Source organism: Micrococcus sp., assembly GCF_034179925.1.
Classification (GTDB): domain Bacteria; phylum Actinomycetota; class Actinomycetes; order Actinomycetales; family Micrococcaceae; genus Micrococcus.
Genome location: NZ_JAXFPG010000029.1, coordinates 47,594 through 65,068 on the forward strand (window position 1 = coordinate 47,594; position 17,475 = coordinate 65,068).

14 protein-coding genes and 2 pseudogenes are annotated in these 17,475 nt (G+C 72.6%); 10 read left to right on the forward strand and 6 right to left on the reverse strand.

The genetic code is table 11. From position 1 onward, the window contains the following. Positions 1–28: 28 nt before the first annotated feature. The 3 genes from SPI96_RS05325 to SPI96_RS05335 all read left to right on the forward strand — a co-directional run bounded on the left by SPI96_RS05325 (position 29) and on the right by SPI96_RS05335 (position 3,314). Positions 29–1,435 (forward strand): CvpA family protein, encoded by a 1,407-nt coding sequence (locus SPI96_RS05325; RefSeq protein ID WP_321081323.1) that lies wholly within the window; start codon positions 29–31, stop codon positions 1,433–1,435. Between the two features lie 133 nt (positions 1,436–1,568). Next, positions 1,569–3,164: a sodium-dependent transporter gene (locus SPI96_RS05330; RefSeq protein WP_321081324.1), complete on the forward strand. Its 1,596-nt coding sequence runs from the start codon at positions 1,569–1,571 to the stop codon at positions 3,162–3,164. A gap of 3 nt (positions 3,165–3,167) precedes the next feature. Next, positions 3,168–3,314, forward strand: a complete 147-nt coding sequence (locus SPI96_RS05335; RefSeq protein WP_321081325.1) for a methionine/alanine import family NSS transporter small subunit — start codon at positions 3,168–3,170, stop codon at positions 3,312–3,314. Positions 3,315–3,474: 160 nt separating this feature from the next. Here the strand turns inward: SPI96_RS05335 and acs are convergent, their stop codons facing one another. Next, on the reverse strand, positions 3,475–5,409 hold the full coding sequence (acs, locus tag SPI96_RS05340; protein WP_321081326.1) for an acetate--CoA ligase: 1,935 nt from the start codon (positions 5,407–5,409) through the stop codon (positions 3,475–3,477). Positions 5,410–5,505: 96 nt separating this feature from the next. Between acs and nth the strand changes: the two genes are divergently transcribed. The 7 genes from nth (at position 5,506) to SPI96_RS05375 (ending at position 10,873) form a co-directional block, all read left to right on the forward strand. After that, positions 5,506–6,360, forward strand: coding sequence for an endonuclease III (gene nth / locus SPI96_RS05345; RefSeq protein ID WP_414601914.1), 855 nt, complete (start codon positions 5,506–5,508; stop codon positions 6,358–6,360). 149 nt (positions 6,361–6,509) lie between these two features. Beyond that, positions 6,510–7,283: a CoA pyrophosphatase gene (locus SPI96_RS05350; protein ID WP_321081328.1), complete on the forward strand. Its 774-nt coding sequence runs from the start codon at positions 6,510–6,512 to the stop codon at positions 7,281–7,283. 80 nt (positions 7,284–7,363) lie between these two features. Beyond that, entirely contained in the window at positions 7,364–8,593 is a 1,230-nt protein-coding gene (locus SPI96_RS05355; RefSeq protein WP_321081329.1) for a CpaF family protein, read from the forward strand. Further along, positions 8,590–9,504: a secretion system protein F gene (locus tag SPI96_RS05360; RefSeq protein ID WP_321081330.1), complete on the forward strand. Its 915-nt coding sequence runs from the start codon at positions 8,590–8,592 to the stop codon at positions 9,502–9,504. Before SPI96_RS05355 ends, SPI96_RS05360 begins: the two co-directional genes overlap by 4 nt. 214 nt (positions 9,505–9,718) lie before the next feature. Further along, positions 9,719–9,952, forward strand: a complete 234-nt coding sequence (locus SPI96_RS05365; protein WP_321081331.1) for a DUF4244 domain-containing protein — start codon at positions 9,719–9,721, stop codon at positions 9,950–9,952. Continuing rightward, positions 9,945–10,382 (forward strand): TadE family type IV pilus minor pilin, encoded by a 438-nt coding sequence (locus tag SPI96_RS05370; protein ID WP_321081332.1) that lies wholly within the window; start codon positions 9,945–9,947, stop codon positions 10,380–10,382. Before SPI96_RS05365 ends, SPI96_RS05370 begins: the two co-directional genes overlap by 8 nt. A 53-nt stretch (positions 10,383–10,435) precedes the next feature. Next, on the forward strand, positions 10,436–10,873 hold the full coding sequence (locus SPI96_RS05375) for an Rv3654c family TadE-like protein (RefSeq protein WP_321081333.1): 438 nt from the start codon (positions 10,436–10,438) through the stop codon (positions 10,871–10,873). Here the strand turns inward: SPI96_RS05375 and SPI96_RS05380 are convergent. From SPI96_RS05380 to SPI96_RS05400, 5 genes and pseudogenes are all read right to left on the reverse strand, one after another. Further along, the gene (locus SPI96_RS05380; RefSeq protein ID WP_321081334.1) at positions 10,851–13,226 is read right to left on the reverse strand and encodes a DEAD/DEAH box helicase; all 2,376 of its coding nucleotides are present in this window, start codon (positions 13,224–13,226) and stop codon (positions 10,851–10,853) included. The genes SPI96_RS05375 and SPI96_RS05380 overlap by 23 nt on opposite strands. Then, positions 13,223–14,002 carry a GNAT family N-acetyltransferase gene (locus SPI96_RS05385; protein ID WP_321081335.1) on the reverse strand — a complete coding sequence of 260 codons (780 nt, stop codon included), beginning with the start codon at positions 14,000–14,002 and terminating at the stop codon, positions 13,223–13,225. The genes SPI96_RS05380 and SPI96_RS05385 overlap by 4 nt, the downstream gene beginning before the upstream one ends. Before the next feature lie 33 nt (positions 14,003–14,035). Continuing rightward, positions 14,036–14,932 (reverse strand): annotated as a pseudogene (locus SPI96_RS05390) (IS5 family transposase). An 831-nt stretch (positions 14,933–15,763) separates the two neighbouring features. Continuing rightward, positions 15,764–16,067 (reverse strand): annotated as a pseudogene (locus SPI96_RS05395) (transposase); the annotation flags it as partial. Positions 16,068–16,071: 4 nt separating this feature from the next. Continuing rightward, positions 16,072–17,475: IS30 family transposase (locus tag SPI96_RS05400; RefSeq protein WP_321081336.1), on the reverse strand; the 1,404-nt coding region annotated here is incomplete at its 5' end.

Below are 17,475 nucleotides of genomic sequence, written 5' to 3' on the forward strand. Positions count from 1 at the left end.
CCGTGTCGCCCCGAGGGAGGACGAGCCGATGCTCTTCGGCATGACCTGGCTGGACCTCCTGCTGATCGCCCTGCTGGTCTCCTTTCTCGTGCAGGGCCATCGCCGCGGACTGTGGGTGGTCACGGGCGTGCTGGCCGGCTTCGCGGCCGGCGCCGTCGCCGCCTTCTACGCGATCCCCCTGGTCACCGAGGCCGTCGCCGACCCGATGTGGCGTGTGGCCGCCGTCGTGGCGACCACGGTGGCGCTGCTCTCCCTCGGCCAGTGGATCGGCTCCTCGATCGGCCGGGCCATCCGCCTGCACGTGGGGCTGCCGGCGCTGCGCCGGGTGGACCGCTGGCTGGGTGGGCTGGCCTCGGTGGTGGTGGCGGCGCTGCTGTTCGGCCTCGTGGCGCTCTCGCTCGGCGGGCTGGGCTCGCCGGCGATCACCCGGGAGATCGCGCGTTCGCAGGTGCTGGCCCTGATCGATCGGACCACCCCGAGCTCGGTGCAGGCCTGGGCGGCCCGCACGCGCTCGGCCGTCACGGACCTCGACGTCCTTCCCGAGATGCGGCTTCCGCCCCCGGCCTCCCCGGGTGGTGCCACCGTGCAGGCGGCCCCGGCCCCGCCCCCGGTGCCGGTCCAGGAACCAGCCCCAGCCCCTGCCCCTGCCCCTGAGTCTGCTCCGGCCCCCTCCTCCGACCCGGCTCCGATGCCGCCCCTCTCCTCTGCCCCAGTTCCCGTCCCGGAGCCCTCCCTGGCCCCGGTTCAGGAACCTGCCCCAGCCCCCGTCTCGGAGACGGAGCCCAGCCCGACGCTCCCGCCCGAGCAGGCGGCGGTGCGGATGGCCTCGGACCCCTCCGAGGCCGTGGTGCGGGTGAGCAGCACCGCTGAGCAGTGCGGGCAGGTGCAGTCCGGCACGGGGGTGGCGGTGGCACCGGACCGGGTGCTCACCAATGCGCATGTCGTGGCCGGGGTGGAGACCCCCATGGTGCAGGACGCCGAGCGCGGGGTGCACACGGCGCGGCTGGTCGCTCTGGACACGGCCCGCGACCTCGCGGTGCTCGCGGTGGACGGCGCGGACCTGCCCGTGCTGCCGCTGGGCCCCGAGCTCACCCGGGGTGCGCAGGCCGAGGCGATGGGCTTCCCCGACGCCGGCCCCTTCGCCGTCGCGCCCGCCACCGTGGACGCGGTCGGCGAGGTGCCGCTCAGGGACGTGCTGGGCGAGGCCGTCCACGCCGTGGACGTCTACACCCTGAACACCGACATCCGGCAGGGGTACTCCGGCGGCCCGGTGGTCTCGGCCGACGGTGAGCTGGTGGGCCTGGTGTTCGCCCGCGCCCCCGGGGACGGGACGGTGGGCTACGCCCTCACCGCGGACGCGATCGCCGGGACCGTGGCCGCCGCGCCCGGGCTCACGGACGACGTCCCGGCGGGGCAGTGCGTGCTCGGCGGCTGAAATGTCCACCTGGTGGACGCAGCCCGATCTCGTAACCTGGCCGTCATCGGGGCTGCAGTACAGTGTGCCCACTTCTCACCGTCCACACCCGGCGCACACTTCGGGATGCGCCCCGCACCGGAGGTCATCGCCCATGTCATCCACCGTCACCGCCGAGGCCTCCACGCCTCGGCGCTCCCGCGAGGAGTTCACGGGCCGTTGGGCCTTCATCCTCGCCGCCATCGGCTCCGCCGTCGGCCTCGGTAACATCTGGCGTTTCCCGTACGTCGCCTATGAGAACGGCGGCGGCGCGTTCGTCATCCCCTACCTGGTCGCGTTGCTGACCGCGGGCATCCCCCTGCTGTTCTTCGACTACGCGATCGGTCACCGCTTCCGCGGCTCCGCCCCTATGGCGTTCCGCCGCATGAGCCGCTGGACCGAGGCCATCGGCTGGTGGCAGGTGCTGATCTGCACGGTCATCGCCATCTACTACGCCGCGATCATCGGCTGGGCCATCTCCTACACCGGCTTCTCCCTGGACCAGCGCTGGGGCTCGGACCCGGAGGCGTTCCTGGGCCAGTACCTGCAGACGGCCTCGGACCCGACACCGTCCTTCGACATCGTGCCGGGCGTGTTCTGGCCGATGCTCGTGGTGTGGGTCGTGACCCTGCTGATCATGGGCTTCGGCGTGCGCCGCGGCGTCGCCCTGGCCTCCATGGTCGGCATCCCGCTGCTCGTGGTGATGTTCCTGGTGCTCGTGGTCATCGCCCTGACCCTCCCGGGCGCCGTGCAGGGCCTGGACGCCCTGTTCACCCCGAACTGGGCCGCCCTGACCGAGCCGGGCGTGTGGATCGCCGCCTACGGGCAGATCTTCTTCTCCCTCTCCGTGGGCTTCGGCATCATGATCACCTACGCCTCCTACCTGAAGAAGCGCACCAACCTCACCGGCTCCGGCCTGGTGGTGGGCTTCTCCAACTCCGGGTTCGAGATCCTCGCCGGCATCGGTGTGTTCTCCGCCCTGGGCTTCATGGCCCAGGCCTCCGGGGTGTCCGTGGCAGAGGTGGCCGGCAGCGGCATCGGCCTGGCGTTCATCGCCTTCCCCACCCTGATCTCCCAGGCGCCGCTGGGCGCCCTGATCGGCATCCTGTTCTTCGGCTCGCTCGTGCTGGCCGGCTTCACCTCGCTGATCTCGATCCTCGAGGTCGTCGTCTCCGCCGTGAAGGACAAGCTCGGCTGGGGCCGTTGGACCACTACCGGCGTGGTCGTGGGACTGTCCGCTGTGGTGTCCCTGTTCCTGTTCGGCACCACCACGGGCCTGCCGATGCTGGACACCGTGGACGCCTTCGCCAACAACTTCGGCATCGTGGGTGCCGCCATGGTGGCGGTGATCGCCGTGTTCTGGCTGGCCCGCAAGGGCCGGGTGCTGGTGGAGCACCTCAACGCGGTGTCCTCCTTCCGCCTGGGCCGGGGTTACATGGTCCTGGCGGGTCTGCTCATGCCCCTCGTGCTGGCCTACATGTGGTCCCACTGGGTCATCGCCATCATCACCAACGGCTACGGCGAGTACCCCGCCTCGTTCCTGAACGTGTACGGCTGGGGCCTGGCCCTGGGCATGGTAGTGCTGGCTGTGCTGCTCTCCCTGATCCCGTGGTCCCACAAGTCCAGCCTCCACTCGGAGGAGAACCTCCACGAGATGGACCACTCCGCTCCCACGCGCGCCGAGCGCACCGTCCCCGCCGAGGAGGCCTGACCCATGTCCACCACCGCCATCGTCATGCTCGTCCTGGCCGCCGCTCTCGTGTGGGGTGGGCTCGTGGCCTCCGCCATCCACCTGCTGCGCAACCCGGACGAGACCTCCGGAACGCTCGCGGACGCCGCGGAGTTCGACCACACGCTGTGACCGCATGACGGGGGCGGGCCAGGCCTCACCGCTCGAACCGCCCCCGTTCTCACGCTGACGCCCCGGCACCCTCCCTGTGGAGGGTGCCGGGGCGTCGTCGTGCCGGCGGTCGCCCGGAGGTCCGTCGGCTCAGCGACCGGCACTCCGTCGGCCCGTCGGCTCAGCGGGCGGCGAGGCTCTCGGCGATCCGCTGCATTACGGTGGGGTCTGCCAGGGTGGTGGCGTCCCCCGGGTCCCGGCCCTCGGCGACGGCCTTGAGCAGGCGGCGCATGATCTTGCCGGAGCGGGTCTTGGGCAGCTCAGGGACCACGAGCACGCGCCGGGGCTTGGCGATCGCGCCGATGTCGTGGCCCACGTGCCGGCGCAGCTGCTCCTGCACGGCCTCGACGTCCTCGCCTGCGGCGGCGGCCTCCTCCGTGAGCAGCACGAACGCGACCACGGCCTCCCCGGTGGTCTCGTCCGCGGCACCCACCACAGCCGCCTCGGCGACCTTCGGGTGCGCCACCAGGGAGGACTCGATCTCCGTGGTGGACAGCCGGTGCCCGGAGACGTTCATGACGTCGTCCACGCGGCCGAGCAGCCAGATCTCGCCGTCGTCGTCGTACCGGGCGCCGTCGCCGGCGACGTACATGCCCGGGAACCGGGACCAGTAGGTCTGGACGAAGCGCTCCGGGTCGCCCCACAGGCCGCGCAGCATGGCCGGCCACGGCTCACGGACCACGAGGAAGCCGGGGTCCGTGCCCTGCAGGGGCTCGCCGAGCTCGTCCACCACCTCCACGGTGACGCCGGGCACCGGCCGCTGGGCGGAGCCGGGCTTGAGCGCGGTGACCCCGGGCAGCGGGGTGAGCATGTGCGCGCCGGTCTCGGTCTGCCACCAGGTGTCCACGATGGGGCAGCGGCCGCCGCCGATCACCTCGTGGAACCAGCGCCAGGCCTCCGGGTTGATGGCCTCGCCCACGGTGCCCAGCACGCGCAGGGAGCTGAGGTTGTACTGCTCGGGGATGTGCCGGCCCCACTTCATGGCGGCGCGGATCGCCGTGGGTGCGGTGTAGAGGATCGTCACCCCGTACTTCTGCACGATCTCCCACCAGCGGCCCTGGTGCGGGGAGTCCGGGGTGCCCTCGTAGATCACCTGGGTGGCCCCATTGACCAGCGGCGCGTAGGTGACGTACGAGTGCCCGGTGACCCAGCCGACGTCGGCGGTGCACCAGTAGACGTCCTCACCGGCGTGCAGGTCGAAGGTGTCGTGGTGGGTGACGGCGGTCTGCACGAGGTACCCGCCGGTGGTGTGCAGGATGCCCTTGGGCTTCCCGGTGGTCCCGGAGGTGTAGAGGATGAACAGCGGGTGCTCGGCCTCGTGCCACACCAGAGCATGCTCGTCGGGCTGGGCGGGGACGACGTCGTGCCACCACAGGTCTCGGCCCTCGGCCATGGACACCTCGGCCCCGTTGCGGCGCACCACCAGGACGTTGCGGACGGTGTGGCCCTCGGCGGCGAGGGCCTCGTCCACGGCGGGCTTGAGCATCGAGGGCTTCCCGCGCCGGAAGGAGCCGTCGGCGGTGACGACGAGCGTCGCTTCGGCGTCGTCGATGCGCGAGCGCAGGGCGTCGGCGGAGAACCCGCCGAACACCACGGAGTGGACGGCACCGATGCGGGCGCAGGCGAGCATCGTGATGATGGCCTCGGGGACCATCGGCAGGTACACGGCCACGCGGTCGCCCTTGGTCACGCCGAGGGACTCGAAGGCGTTGGCAGCCTGGCGCACCTCGGCGGCCAGCTCAGCGTAGGTGTAGGTGCGGGTGTCCCCGGGCTCGCCCTCGAAGTGCAGGGCGACGCGCTCGCCGTGACCGGCCTCCACATGCCGGTCCAGGGCGTTGTAGGCGGCGTTGGTGGTGCCGTCGGCGAACCAGCGGAAGAACGGTGCCCGGGAGGTGTCCAGGACCTCGGTGAACTCCCGTTCCCAGTGCAGCGCCTCGCGGGCGCGGCGGGCCCAGTAGGCCAGGCGGTCCTGTGCGGCTTCCTCGTCCAGCTCGGGGCCGGCGACGGCGCGGGCGGTGAACTCGGCGGATGGCGGGTAGACGGTCATCTCGGTCATGGTGGGTCCTCTCGACGGCGGAGACCGGCCTCCGGTGTGATCTGCAGCACATCTTCTTCGGGGGTCAGAATAGGACACATGGACCATCCCGGAGCAATGTCCCCGCCCCCGCACGTCCGGCGCACCGGTCGGGGGCCGGCGTCGTCGTCCGGGGAGCCCGCCCGCACCCCCACGGGGGAGTCGCCGCTCGCGCTGACCCGGCGTGCTCGCCGGATCAACCGGGTGCTGGGGCAGACCTACCCCTACGCCGTGGCCGAGCTCGACTTCCGCACCCCGTTCGAGCTGCTCGTGGCCACCGTGCTCTCCGCCCAGACCACGGATGTGCGCGTCAACGCCGTCACCCCGGCCCTGTTCGCCCGCTTCCCCGACGCGACGGCCATGGCCGGCGCCTCTGAGGTGGAGCTGCAGGAGCTCGTGCGGTCCACCGGCTTCTACAAGAACAAGGCCTCGGCGGTGCTGCGGCTCTCCCAGGAACTCGTGGAGCGCTTCGATGGCGAGGTCCCGGACCGTCTCGAGGACCTCGTGACCCTGCCGGGTGTGGGGCGCAAGACCGCGTTCGTGGTGCTCGGCAACGCCTTCGGCCGGCCCGGGATCACCGTGGACACCCATTTCGGGCGCCTGGCCTGGAGGCTGGGCTGGACGGAGGAGACGGACCCGGTGAAGGTGGAGCACGCCGTCGCCGCCCTCTTCCCGCCGAAGGAGTGGACCGACCTGTCCCAGCGCCTCGTGTACCACGGCCGGCGCATGTGCCACGCCCGCAGGCCGGCCTGCGGCGTCTGCCCCGTGGCCCGCTGGTGCCCCTCCTCAGCCGAGGGGGAGACGGACCCGGGGGCAGCCCGTGCGCTGCTGGCCTATGAGTGGAAGCCCGGCCGGGAGGAGCTGCTCGAACTCTTCCGTGCCGGTGCCACTCGGGCCGAGCTGCGCGAGTGCGGCTGGACGCTGGGGCCATGACGACGACACCCCCGCCATCGCACTCCCGTTCGAGAAACGGGAGCTTCCCGGAGTACTCCCGTGCACGAAACGGGAGCCTCACCGACGACTCCCGTGCACGAAACGGGCTCTCCCCGGATCACTCCCGTGCGGGACAGGGGGCCCGCGCGGTGCTGGCCGCGCTCGCGGCCGAGCACGAGGTGCTGCCCGCACAGGCGCCGGGCAGCTCGGCCCCAGACGGCTCAACCCCGGACGCCCTCACTCGGATCGGCCCGGAGACGGCCCGCGTGTGGGGATTCGACTGGCCCCGCCCGCAGGCCCCGCGCGCCTCGGCGGTGCTGATGCTGTTCGGCGCCCTGGACTCCGTGCCCGCCCGCTCGCGGCAACCCGGTGTCCCTGCGGAGCTGGACGTGCTGCTCACCCAGCGGGCCGCCACGCTGAGCCAGCACGCCGGGCAGGTGGCGTTCCCGGGTGGGCGCGTGGATGAGGGGGACGACGACGTCGTGGCCACCGCCCTGCGCGAGGCGCGGGAGGAGACCGGGCTCGACCCAGCCGGTGTGGAGGTCCTCGGGGTGCTGCCGCCGGTGCCGGTGGTTGTCTCGGGGCACATCGTGCACCCGGTGCTCGCCTGGTGGCGCGACCCCAGCACCGTGGCCGTGGTGGACCGGGCCGAGGCGACGGATGTGTTCCGGGTGCCCGTCGCGGATCTGGTGGATCCGAGCCGGCGTGTGGCCGTCGCCCGCCCCGGTGGCAGAGCGGGTACGACCCCCGGGTTCCGGGTGCAGGGACGGCTCGTGTGGGGGTTCACCGCGGCCCTGCTCTCCCGCGTGCTGGAGCTGGCCGGATGGGCCCGTCCCTGGGACGCCGCCCGGGTGGTGGACCCCGAGACCGGAGCCCTCCACTCCTGCACAGGCCCGTCCGCCCCCGGCGGCGTCCACAGCTGAGGGTCCCGCGGCGGTCCCCACCGGGCCCCGCCGCCCGCCGGGGGAGAGGGTGGGATCCCGACCCCTGCGAGGAGACCGCCATGGACCGCTGGGTGCCCGACGACCCCGACCGCCCCGACACCCCCGTCGGCCGCCTCCGCCTGCGGCCGCGGCTGCGACGCCGACCCCCGGACCCGCCGGAGGGCCCGGCGGCCACTCGCCGCCGCCTCGCCGAGGCCCTCGTTAATGCCGGAGGCGCCCCGGCCGACGTCGGCCTCGCCTTGCCGGCGACGGACCCGGACCTCGGCGGCCGCGCGGTGGCCCTGCGCGAGCAGCTCGTGGGCTTCGGCCCGCTCGCGCCCTGGGTGCGTACCCCCGGCGTCACTGATGTGCTCGTGACCCCCGACGGTGCCGTCTGGACCGACGGCGCCGAGGGCATGGTGCGGAGGCCTACCACCCTCGGTCCCGCCCAGGCGCAGGCGCTGGCGGTGCGGCTGCTCACCCAGGCCGGGCGGCGCCTGGACCCGGCCGTGCCCCTGGCCGACGCGCGGGTGCACGGCATCCGCGTGCACGCGGTGCTGCCGCCGGTCAGTGCCGACGGGACGGTGCTGAGCCTGCGGGTGCCCTCGGCCCGCACTCCGACGCTCAACCGGCTGGCCGAGGCCTGGCCGGACGGGCCCCGGTGGCTCCAGGCATGTGAACGGCTCGTGGCCGCCCACGCAACGGTGCTGGTCAGCGGGGCCACCGGTTCGGGCAAGACCACCCTGCTCTCGGCGGCGCTGGGCCGGGCGGACCCCCGGGAGCGGATCGTGCTCGTGGAGGACACCCGGGAGGCGGACCTGGACCACCCGCACGTGGTGCCCCTGCAGACCCGCGCCCCGAACGCGGAGGGGGCCGGGGAGGTGGGGCTGGCGGAGCTGATCCGGCAGGCGCTGCGCATGCGCCCGGACCGGCTGGTGGTGGGCGAGTGCCGCGGTGCGGAGGTCGCGGACCTGCTCACGGCGCTGAACACCGGGCATCGGGGTGCCTGGGGCACGCTCCACGCCAACGCCGCCGACGACGTCCCCGCCCGCCTGAGCGCGATGGGTGCCCTGGCCGGGTGGTCGCCGGCGGCGGTGGCCGCCCAGACCCGTGCGGGAGTGGACGCGGTGGTGCACGTGCGCCGCGACGGTCACGGCCGCCACCCCGTGGAGCTGGCCGTGCCCGACCGTCCGCCGGACCCTGCCGCACCGCTGAGGATGCTCCCAGCCCTGACCTGGACGCCCTCTGGCGGCACCCGGGAGGGGCCGGGGGCGGGGCTGCTGGCCGAGCGCCTGGGCGTGCACGGATGATCGCCCTTCCCCTCCGCCACCGGGACCCGGAGGCGGCCACGGAGCACGTGGTGGAGGCGCTGCGCCGCTGGGCCGCCCTGCTGCGGGCCGGTCTCACTCCGCAGGCGGCCTGGACTCAGGCCCTGCAGGGGCTGCCCGAGGACGTCGCCGACCATACTGCTCCGGCCTGGCAGACGGTGCGGGCCGCGCTGGCCGCGGCGGGCCGGGCCGGGGCCGCCCCCGCGGAGGTCGCCCGACGGCTGGCCGACGCCCTGGAGGCCTCCGTGGACGCCGCCCGTGCCCGTCGCAGCGCCGCCGCCGGGCCGCGCGCCACCGCCCGGCTGCTCTCCTGGCTGCCGTTGCTCGGGCTGGGGTTGGCCTGGCTGCTGGGGATGGGTCCGGCGGATCTGCTGGCCACCCCGGCCGGCTGGGTCGTGCTGCTGCTCGGCGGGGTGTTCTCGGCGGCCGGGTGGGCGTGGGCGCGTCTGGCGGTGCGCCGGGCCACGCGTGAGCCTGGGGAGGTGGACCCGGCCGTCGTCGTGGATCTGCTGGCTGCCCTGCTGGGTGCCGGCCGCTCCCTGCCTGTGGCGCTCGACGACGTCGCCGTGAGCCTGCCCGGGGCCGCCGACCTGCGGGTGGTCACCACCCTGCTGCTGTGGGGTGTGGACTGGGACGAAGCGTGGGAGCCCGTGGCGGACAGGCCCGCCTGGGCGGCGGTGGGGGAGCGGCTGCGGCCCCTGCACGGCACTGGGATGGCCGGAACCGGGACCCTCACGGACGCCGCGGCCGCGCTGCGCCAGCAGGGCCGGCGGGAGGATGAGCGGGCCGCTGAGGAGCTCGCGGTGCGCCTGGTGGTGCCCCTGGGGCTGTGCCAGCTGCCGGCGTTCGTGTGCTGGGGTGTGGTGCCCATGGCGATGGCGCTGCTGCGCTGACTCCCCGCTGCACTGGACGCCCTCTGCGCTGACGGCCCTCTGCACCGCCTCGGCCGGTTTGCTCCTGCACAGGCTCTCCCGGGGCCGTCCCCTTCCACGGATCGTGGGGTGCCGGAGGCGGCGGGCAGGGGCGGCGGGCCAGGCTGGAGACGGCGGCCCACCCGGGGCGCCGGACCCGAACCACCACTCATCCACCCACGTCCAGGAGGACACCATGACCGAGCTCTCCCTCGCCCTTCAGCAGACCCTCGCCGGCCTCGCCGGCCCCGAGCGCGCCGCGGCCCTGGCCGAGCGCCTCGAGGACGAGACCGGCGCCCAGACCGCCGAGTACGGCATCCTCACCCTCGCCGCGGTCGGCTTCGCCGGCCTGCTGGCCGTGGTCCTGACCAGCGGGGACGTGCAGTCCCTGCTCATGGACATCGTGCAGAAGGCCCTGACCCGTGACTGACACCGGCCACGGGAAGTTCCGGCCCGGTCGCCCCCGCGGCGGCCGGGCCGGGGCCGTGGGACAGGCCTGGGCCCGGGCGCGGCACGGCGAGACCGGGGCGGTCACCGCGGAGTACGCGGTGCTGCTGCCGGCGGTGGTGTTCATGCTCGTGGCCGTGCTGCTGGCCGGGGTGGCCTCGGTGCAGCAGGTGCGCCACCAGGACGCCGCCGCTGCGGCCGCCCGGATCCTGGCCCGCGGCGACGGCACCGAGGCCGCACGGGAGGCCGTGTCCCGGATGGCTGGCAGCGCGGCCCGCATGGAGGAGCGCACCGAGGGCGGCTGGGTCACGGTCACGGTGCGCCGGCCCGCGCCCGGCCTGTTGGAGCCGCTGACCCTCCGGGCGAGTGCCTCCGCGCCGGTCCAGGCGCCGCCATGGCGGGTGCGCTCATGAGCCGCCCACGACGACGCCGCCCCCGCCTTCGCCTGCTTACCCGCCTCCGCCTGTTGCCCCGCACCGGTGCCTGCCTGGCGGAGGAGACCGGGGCCGGTGGGGTCACCGCGCTGGGCACGGCGGCTGCCGGTGCCGTGCTCGTGGTGGCGGTGGCCGCCGTCGGGCAGGCGGCGGTGACGGACGCACGGGCCGCCGGGGCCGCGGATCTGGCGGCCCTGGCCGCCTCCGACGCGCGGCGGGGCCTGTCCAGCCATGACCCCTGCACGCTGGCCGAGCAGACGGCCCGGGCCAACGGGGCCAGCCTGGTGGACTGCCGGGCGGGTGCCGACGGCTCCCTGACGGTGGCGGTCCAGGCCGACCGGGCACCCCTGCCTCCGGTGCGGGCCGTGGCCGTGGCCGGGGCCCCGGTGCCGGATCCGCCGCTTCGGCCGGATGTCCGGCCCGCCCCAGCACCGGCTCCGCCGTCGCTCAGTCCGACGGGGTCGCGGTGAGCGTGCCCGTGGGGGCCGCCGTGAGGGCGTCCGCCCGGGAGATCAGGAACCGCAACACCGTGAGCGCCCCGGCTTTGTCCAGGGGGGAGTTGCGGTTGCCGCACTTGGGGGACTGCACGCAGGAGGGGCAGCCCTCCGGGCAGGTGCACGCGGCGATGGCCCCGGCTGTGGCCTCCACCCACCGGCGGGCCTGCTCGAAACCGCGCTCGGCGAACCCTGCCCCGCCGGGCCGGCCGTCGTACACGAACACCGTGGGCGTGCCGGTGTCCGGGTGCAGCACCATGGACACCCCGCCAATGTCCCAGCGGTCATTCGAGGCCACCAGCGGCATCATGCCGATCATCGCGTGCTCGGCCGCGTGCAGCGCCCCGGGCAGGCGGTCCATGGTCAGCCCGGCCGCCACGAGCTCCTCACTGGAGGCCTGGAACCACACGGCCGTGGTGAACAGGTCCCGGGCGGGCAGGTCGAGCGGCTCCTCCCCGAGGATCTCCCCGGACAGCAGCGCCTTGCGCTGGAAGGAGATCACCTGGGTGCGCACCTGCACGTCCCCCAGGCACCAGCTCAGGGAGGAACCGGGGTCCTCGAGGCGGCGGTGCACCGCCTCGATGGCCACCTCGGTGACGTCCCGGGCCTGGGTGGTGAAGTCCGGCCAGGCCCGCTGCACGATCACCGCGTGGGCGTCCTCGTCCAGGTCCTCCACCAGGTAGGTGCGGTCCTGGTGCACGTACACCGCGCCCGGGTGGGCCTGGTAGTGGGCCTGCGGGGAGCCCATCGTGCCCAGCAGTGCGCCGGTCTCGGCGTCGATGATGTCCATGGGCCCGCCGCCGTCGTCGCGCAGGGAGACCAGGGCCGCGGCGTGCTCGGTGTGCGTCCAGAACCAGCCGGCGGGCCGGCGCCGCAGCAGCCCCTGGGCCACGAGCACGTCCACGAGGGCACGCACCCGCTCCGGATCCCCGAAACGGCTGAGGTCCTCCGGGGTGAGCGGCAGCTCGGCGGCCGCCGCGCACAGCTGCGGGCCGAGCAGGTGGGGGTTCCCCGGGTCGAGCACGGTGTCCTCCACACCGAGGTCGAACACCGCCTCGGGATGGTCCACCACATAGGTGTCCAGGGGGTCGTCCGAGGCCACGAAGAACGCCACGGCCTCCTGCCCGCCGCGCCCGGCCCGGCCGATCTGCTGCAGGAACGACGCACGGGTCCCCGGCCAGCCCGCCACCACCACGGCGTCCAGCCCGGCCACGTCGATGCCCATCTCCAGTGCCGGCGTGGACGCCATGCCCAGCAGGCGCCCGGTGCGCAGGGCCTCCTCCAGCTCCCTCCGCTCCTCCGGCAGGTACCCGGACCGGTACGCCGCGATCCGGGTGCCCAGGCCCGGCTCGACCTCCTCGAGCTGACGACGGGCCGCGCTGGCGATCGCTTCGGCCCCGCGCCGGGAGCGGATGAACGCCAGGGTGCGCACCTGCTGCAGGGCCAGGTCCGTCATCAGGTCTGCGGCGGTGGCCATCGCGGAGCGGCGCACGGGCGCCCCGTTCTCCCCGCCGTGCCGGTCCGTCAGTTCGGGCTCCCAGAAGGCCACGTGCACGGCCCCGTGCGGGGAGGCGTCCTCGGTGACGGCCGCGGCGTCGTCCCCGATCAGTGTGCTGAAGTGGGCGGCCGGGGCCGCGGAGGTGGCCGAGGCCCCGAGGAACACCGCCGGCGGCCGGTCCCCCCGGTAGTGGTCGGTCAGCCGCCGCAGGCGGCGCAGCAGGATCCCCACCTGGGAGCCGAACACGCCGCGGTAGCTGTGGGACTCATCCACGACGACGAACGCGAGGTGGCGCAGGAACGTCGCCCAGCGCTCGTGGTGGGGCAGGATCCCCACGTGCAGCATGTCCGGGTTGGTCATCAGGACGTTCGCGTGCTCGCGCGCCCAGATGCGGTCCTGCGGGGCGGTGTCCCCGTCGTAGGGGGCGGCCCGCAGCCAGGTGGCGCCGTCGCGTTCGAGGGCACGCCAGGCCGCCAGCTGGTCCGCGGCCAGGGCCTTGGTGGGGGAGAGGTACAGGGCGGTGGCGCGGGGGTCGGCGGCCAGGGCGGTGGCCACCGGCAGCTGGTAGCCCAGGGACTTGCCGGAGGCCGTGCCGGTGGCCAGCACGGTGTGGCGCCCGGCGGCGGCCAGGGCCGCGGCCTGCACCTGGTGGGCCCACGGGCGTTCGACTCCGCGGGCGGCGAAGGCGCGCATGAGCGCCTCGGGGGTGGCCTCAGGCCAGTCCTCGTGGCGGGCCGTGCGCGCCGGGATCTCGGTGATGTGGCGGATCTGTGCGGGCAGGCCGTGACGGCCGAGAGCGGCCCGCAGTGCGGCCCCGGAGGGGCCGGTCACCGGCGCATGGTGCCGGAGTGCTCGGCCTGCGTGGTCGCGTCGTCCTCGTCGGAGAGCGTCCACACGGTCACCGGGCCCAGGTCCGTCCAGCCCAGGTGGCCGTAGAGCTTCTGGCCGTCCGGGGAGGCCACCAGCAGGCCCTGTTCGAGGCCGTCCTGGGCACTCATGGCCTCGGCCGTCAGGTGACGCATGATCATGGTGCCCAGCCCGCGCCGCCGGTGGTTCGGGGCCGTCCAGATGCGGTCGAACACGGCGGTGCCCTCCTGGAAGGTCACCCAGCCCAGACCCGCCAGCTCCTCCTCGCCCTCGGGCGCCGTGGAAGCGTCCACGGCCACCAGGCGGAGGCGGCGCACCCCCTCCATCGGCTCGTCCAGGCGGGCCTCGTACCCCTCCGGGAGGATCGGTGGCTCCACATCGATCAGCTCCGGGTCCAGCTCCACGCTCATCAGCCGCTCAGCCTCGGTGGCCGCGTGCAGGCCGGCCTCGGCAGGGTCCTGCTCGGTCTGCCCGAACACCGTGACCAGCTCCTCGGGGGACTGCCGCAGCCGCTCGGCCGCCTGCCGCAGACGCTCCGCGGAGGGGTTCACGAGGATGTGCTCCCACACGCCCTCGGCCGCGGGCGCCGTCGTCGTCGGGGCCGAGGTGCCGGGCCGGGAGGCCCTGCGCCGGCGCAGGGCCGCGCGCTCGGAGCCGTCCTGCCTGGTGGTGTAGCCCCGCGAGCGGGACCATGCTGCGAACCAGGCCTCCACGAGGGTGTCGTCGATGTGCTGGGTCATGGCGCCGAGCCTACTGGCCCGGGCTTCGCACCACTAGGGCATGTCTGACAATCGTTTGGACCACGCGAGCACCGCGTTGAGCACCACGGCGGCCCGGTAGACGATCGCGTACTTGTCGTACCGGGTCGCCAGGCCCCGCCACTGCTTCAGGTGCGCTTACTGGCGCTCGATGACGTTCCGGCCCTTGTAGGCGGCTGCGTCGAGGCCAATGGGGCGGCCACCGGCCGAGCCGCGGCGTCTGCGGTGGCCCTGCTGGTCGGCCGGTTCGGGGATGACCGCTTTGATCCGGCGGGTGCGTAGGTGGGTGCGGATCGCCCGGGAGGAGTACGCCTTGTCGCCCAGCACGGCCTCGGGGCGGGTCCGGGACCGCCCTACCGGCCGTGCCACACGCAGCCGCCCCAGCAATGGCAGCAGCATCGGGGAGTCTCCTGCCTGGCCGGGGGTGATCAGGCTGACCAGCGGCAGCCCGGCCCCGTCCACGAGCTGATGGATCTTCGTGCTCAGCCCGCCACGGGAGCGCCCGATGCTTCTGAATCGGCCGGCTCCTCACGCGGATTCTTGTAGTTCGATCCATCCCCCTGTGCGGCGGGTGATGTTCGTGGCGTGCCGGTGGGCGCGGGCGATCGTGGAGTCCACCGAGACCGACCAATCCACCAAGCCCTGCGCGTCAGCGGCGGCGGTCAGCGTGGCCAACACCGTGTCCCAGGTGCCTCTTCGGCCAAGCGCCGATGCCAGGTCCACACTTCTCTGCCAGGGCCCGTAGACCTCGGGCAGATCCCGCCAAGCGATTCCGCACCTGTATCGGTAGATGATCGCCTCCACCATGGCGCGGGCGTCGGCTAACGGCCTGCCGGCGCGGCCGGTCCGGGCAGGGAGCATCGGGGCGATCAACTCCCATTGGGCGTCGGAGAGCATCTGGAGCCGGGACATGTACTCCAGGGGTGTCAGCCCCGCCTGTATCTATTATCAGACGCGCCCTAGCCGCCCTCCTCGTTATCGGATTGTTACAGGACGGGGTATCCATGCGATGCACATCTCGGTAATGTGTGCCTCATAAGCGTCAGACGGACGCTCCAATTGGGAGGAACGAGCATGAAACTGGCAGTCAAGTCTCTCGCGGCGGTGGCCAGGTGAATTTGAATTGGTGTTCGAACGGAACCGCAATTACATCCTATAGCGTTACCGGGGCAACGGGCGGGAGTAATTTCTTCACCTACGACGGTAATCGGAGCACCTACAGGAATGTAGGGTGGGAGGTGCGTGCCGCAACCAACTTTGATTTCCACATGGGGCCGGTGGCCGCGAGCCCGTGTATTCAGATCCGAGGAGGAGCTAACGGCCTCTATTCAACTCGTGACGATTGCAACCTGGGATGACTTATGTTTGAAAGTGAATGGGCTCTTTTGATACCCCTCTTCCCGATTGCTCTCGTCATTGTATTTTTCGGCTGGCTCGTATTTTCCCTACGGGACAAAATGCGAGCCTCTCGCGCTAATAAATCTGACATTGCCAATCGAGGTCGCCGCGAGGGGGGACACCAAAATTTTCAGGAATAGGGGAAACCGGATTCCGCGCTAGGGAGAAAGGTTCAGGACTTTGTTGGTTCTTCACGGATGAGTGTGGGGTCATAGGTTGAGTCCGCCTCCGATGAGGAGCATGCGCAGACAGTAGTTCTCCCGGTTGCGGAAGCCGGGACTGATGCACCCATAGGTGACAGCCGTCTTCACGCCGCGTTGAGGCGCCCTGGGTTTCGTTCCGAGGTCAGGACGCAACGGGCGCTGAATCCTGATCGTGAGTGTAGGCCGCCTCGACCTCCGCAGGAGTGCGGTAGCCGAGCCCCTCATGGAGGCGGGTGGTGTTCCACCAGTGCACCCACCCCATGGTGGCCATCTCGACCGCCTGCACGGACTCCCAGATCCGCTTGGCGTGGATGAGTTCTTACCTTGTAGAGCCCGTTCACGGTCTCGGCCAGGGCGTTGTCATAGGAGTCGCCCACGGTGCCCACCGAGACGCTCACCCCGGCGGTGATGAGCGCGTCCGAGTACGCCAGAGAGACGTACTGGGCGGGTTCAACCGCTCGTTGCAACACCGTTCGTCGTGAGCGAGCGTAGCTGCTCGGCGAAGACCTCTGCGGGAGTCTTCCAGTCCAGGACCTTCCTGGGCTTGTTGTTCAGCGTGTACGCGACTGCTGCGAGGTCCTGGGCCGACCACCTCGACAGGTCCGTGCCCTTGGGGAAGTACTGCCGCAACACCCCGTTCGTGTTCTCGTTCGTTGGCCGCTGCCATGGTGAGTGCGGGTCGGCGAAGAACACTTTCGTGCCCGTGTCCATCGTGAACCTGGCATGCCCGGCCAGCTCCTTGCCCCGATCCCACGTCAGGCTCTGCCGCAGTTGCTCCGGCACGTCCGCCATCGCCTTGATCAGGGCCGCGGTCATCGCCTCGGCCCCGTACCCGCCCAGCGAGGGCCCGTTCTTCACCGGCGGCTGCTCACCCCATCCCTGCAGGCGGGGCAAGTGGACCAGGATCGTGGCCCGGCTCTTGCGCTCGGCCAGAGTCCCGATCGCTGAACGCCCGGTCCCGATGATCAGGTCTCCTTCCCAGTGCCCGGGCACAGCACGATCAGCGGCCTCGGGTGGGCGCTTGCTGAACACCACATCCTCGGTGACGTGGCCCTGAGGCTTGTTCCGGGTGCGTGCCCGCGGCTCGCACAGAGCCCGCCCGGTGCGCAGACACGCGACGAGCTCATGCTTGAGTGCCCCACGTCCCTGGACGAACAGCGACTGGTAGATCGCTTCGTGAGAGATCCGCATGGACTCATCATCCGGGAACTCCAGGCGCAGCCGGTGGCTGATCTGCTCAGGACTCCACGCCGTGGACCATCGCCGGTCCGCCCGGCGCGGTTTCATCTTCCGCCCCTTGAACCCGGGCCCGACCGGTCCTGGCACGGCCACGCCATCGGGGCCCAGGACCACCCCGTTCAGGCGTGCTTGGACGTAGTCATGCAGCCGCTGGTTCGTGGCCAGCTTCGCGGGCTTGGGCCGCTTGGCCGTCTCCTGGGCCTTCCACTGCGCCACGGTGGCCCGGTACTCCTTCTTCCCGGAACGTGTGGCGCAGTTACGGCGCAGCTCACGGCTGATCGTGCCCGGGTCACGTCCCAGGGCGCGCCCGATCTGGCGGACCCCGTGGCCCTGGGCGTGGAGGATCGCGATCTCCTCACGCTCAGCGAAGGACAGGTACTGGCCGGTGGGCTCGGCCAGGGGTAGTGGGGTCATCCCGCCAGTGTGACGGAACCAGCGCGCCCCGACGGGCCAGGACACGCCCACAGTCAGGGACGCCTCGGCCGTGGTGACGCCGGTGGCGATCACCCGCCAGAACTGGCGTTGGACCTCTCGTGAGGGCTGTGGCCTGCCGGGCGAGCGCATCGGGGCCCGCAGGGCCCGATCCGCTCTCCATTGCCGCCGTGTCCCCTCGGG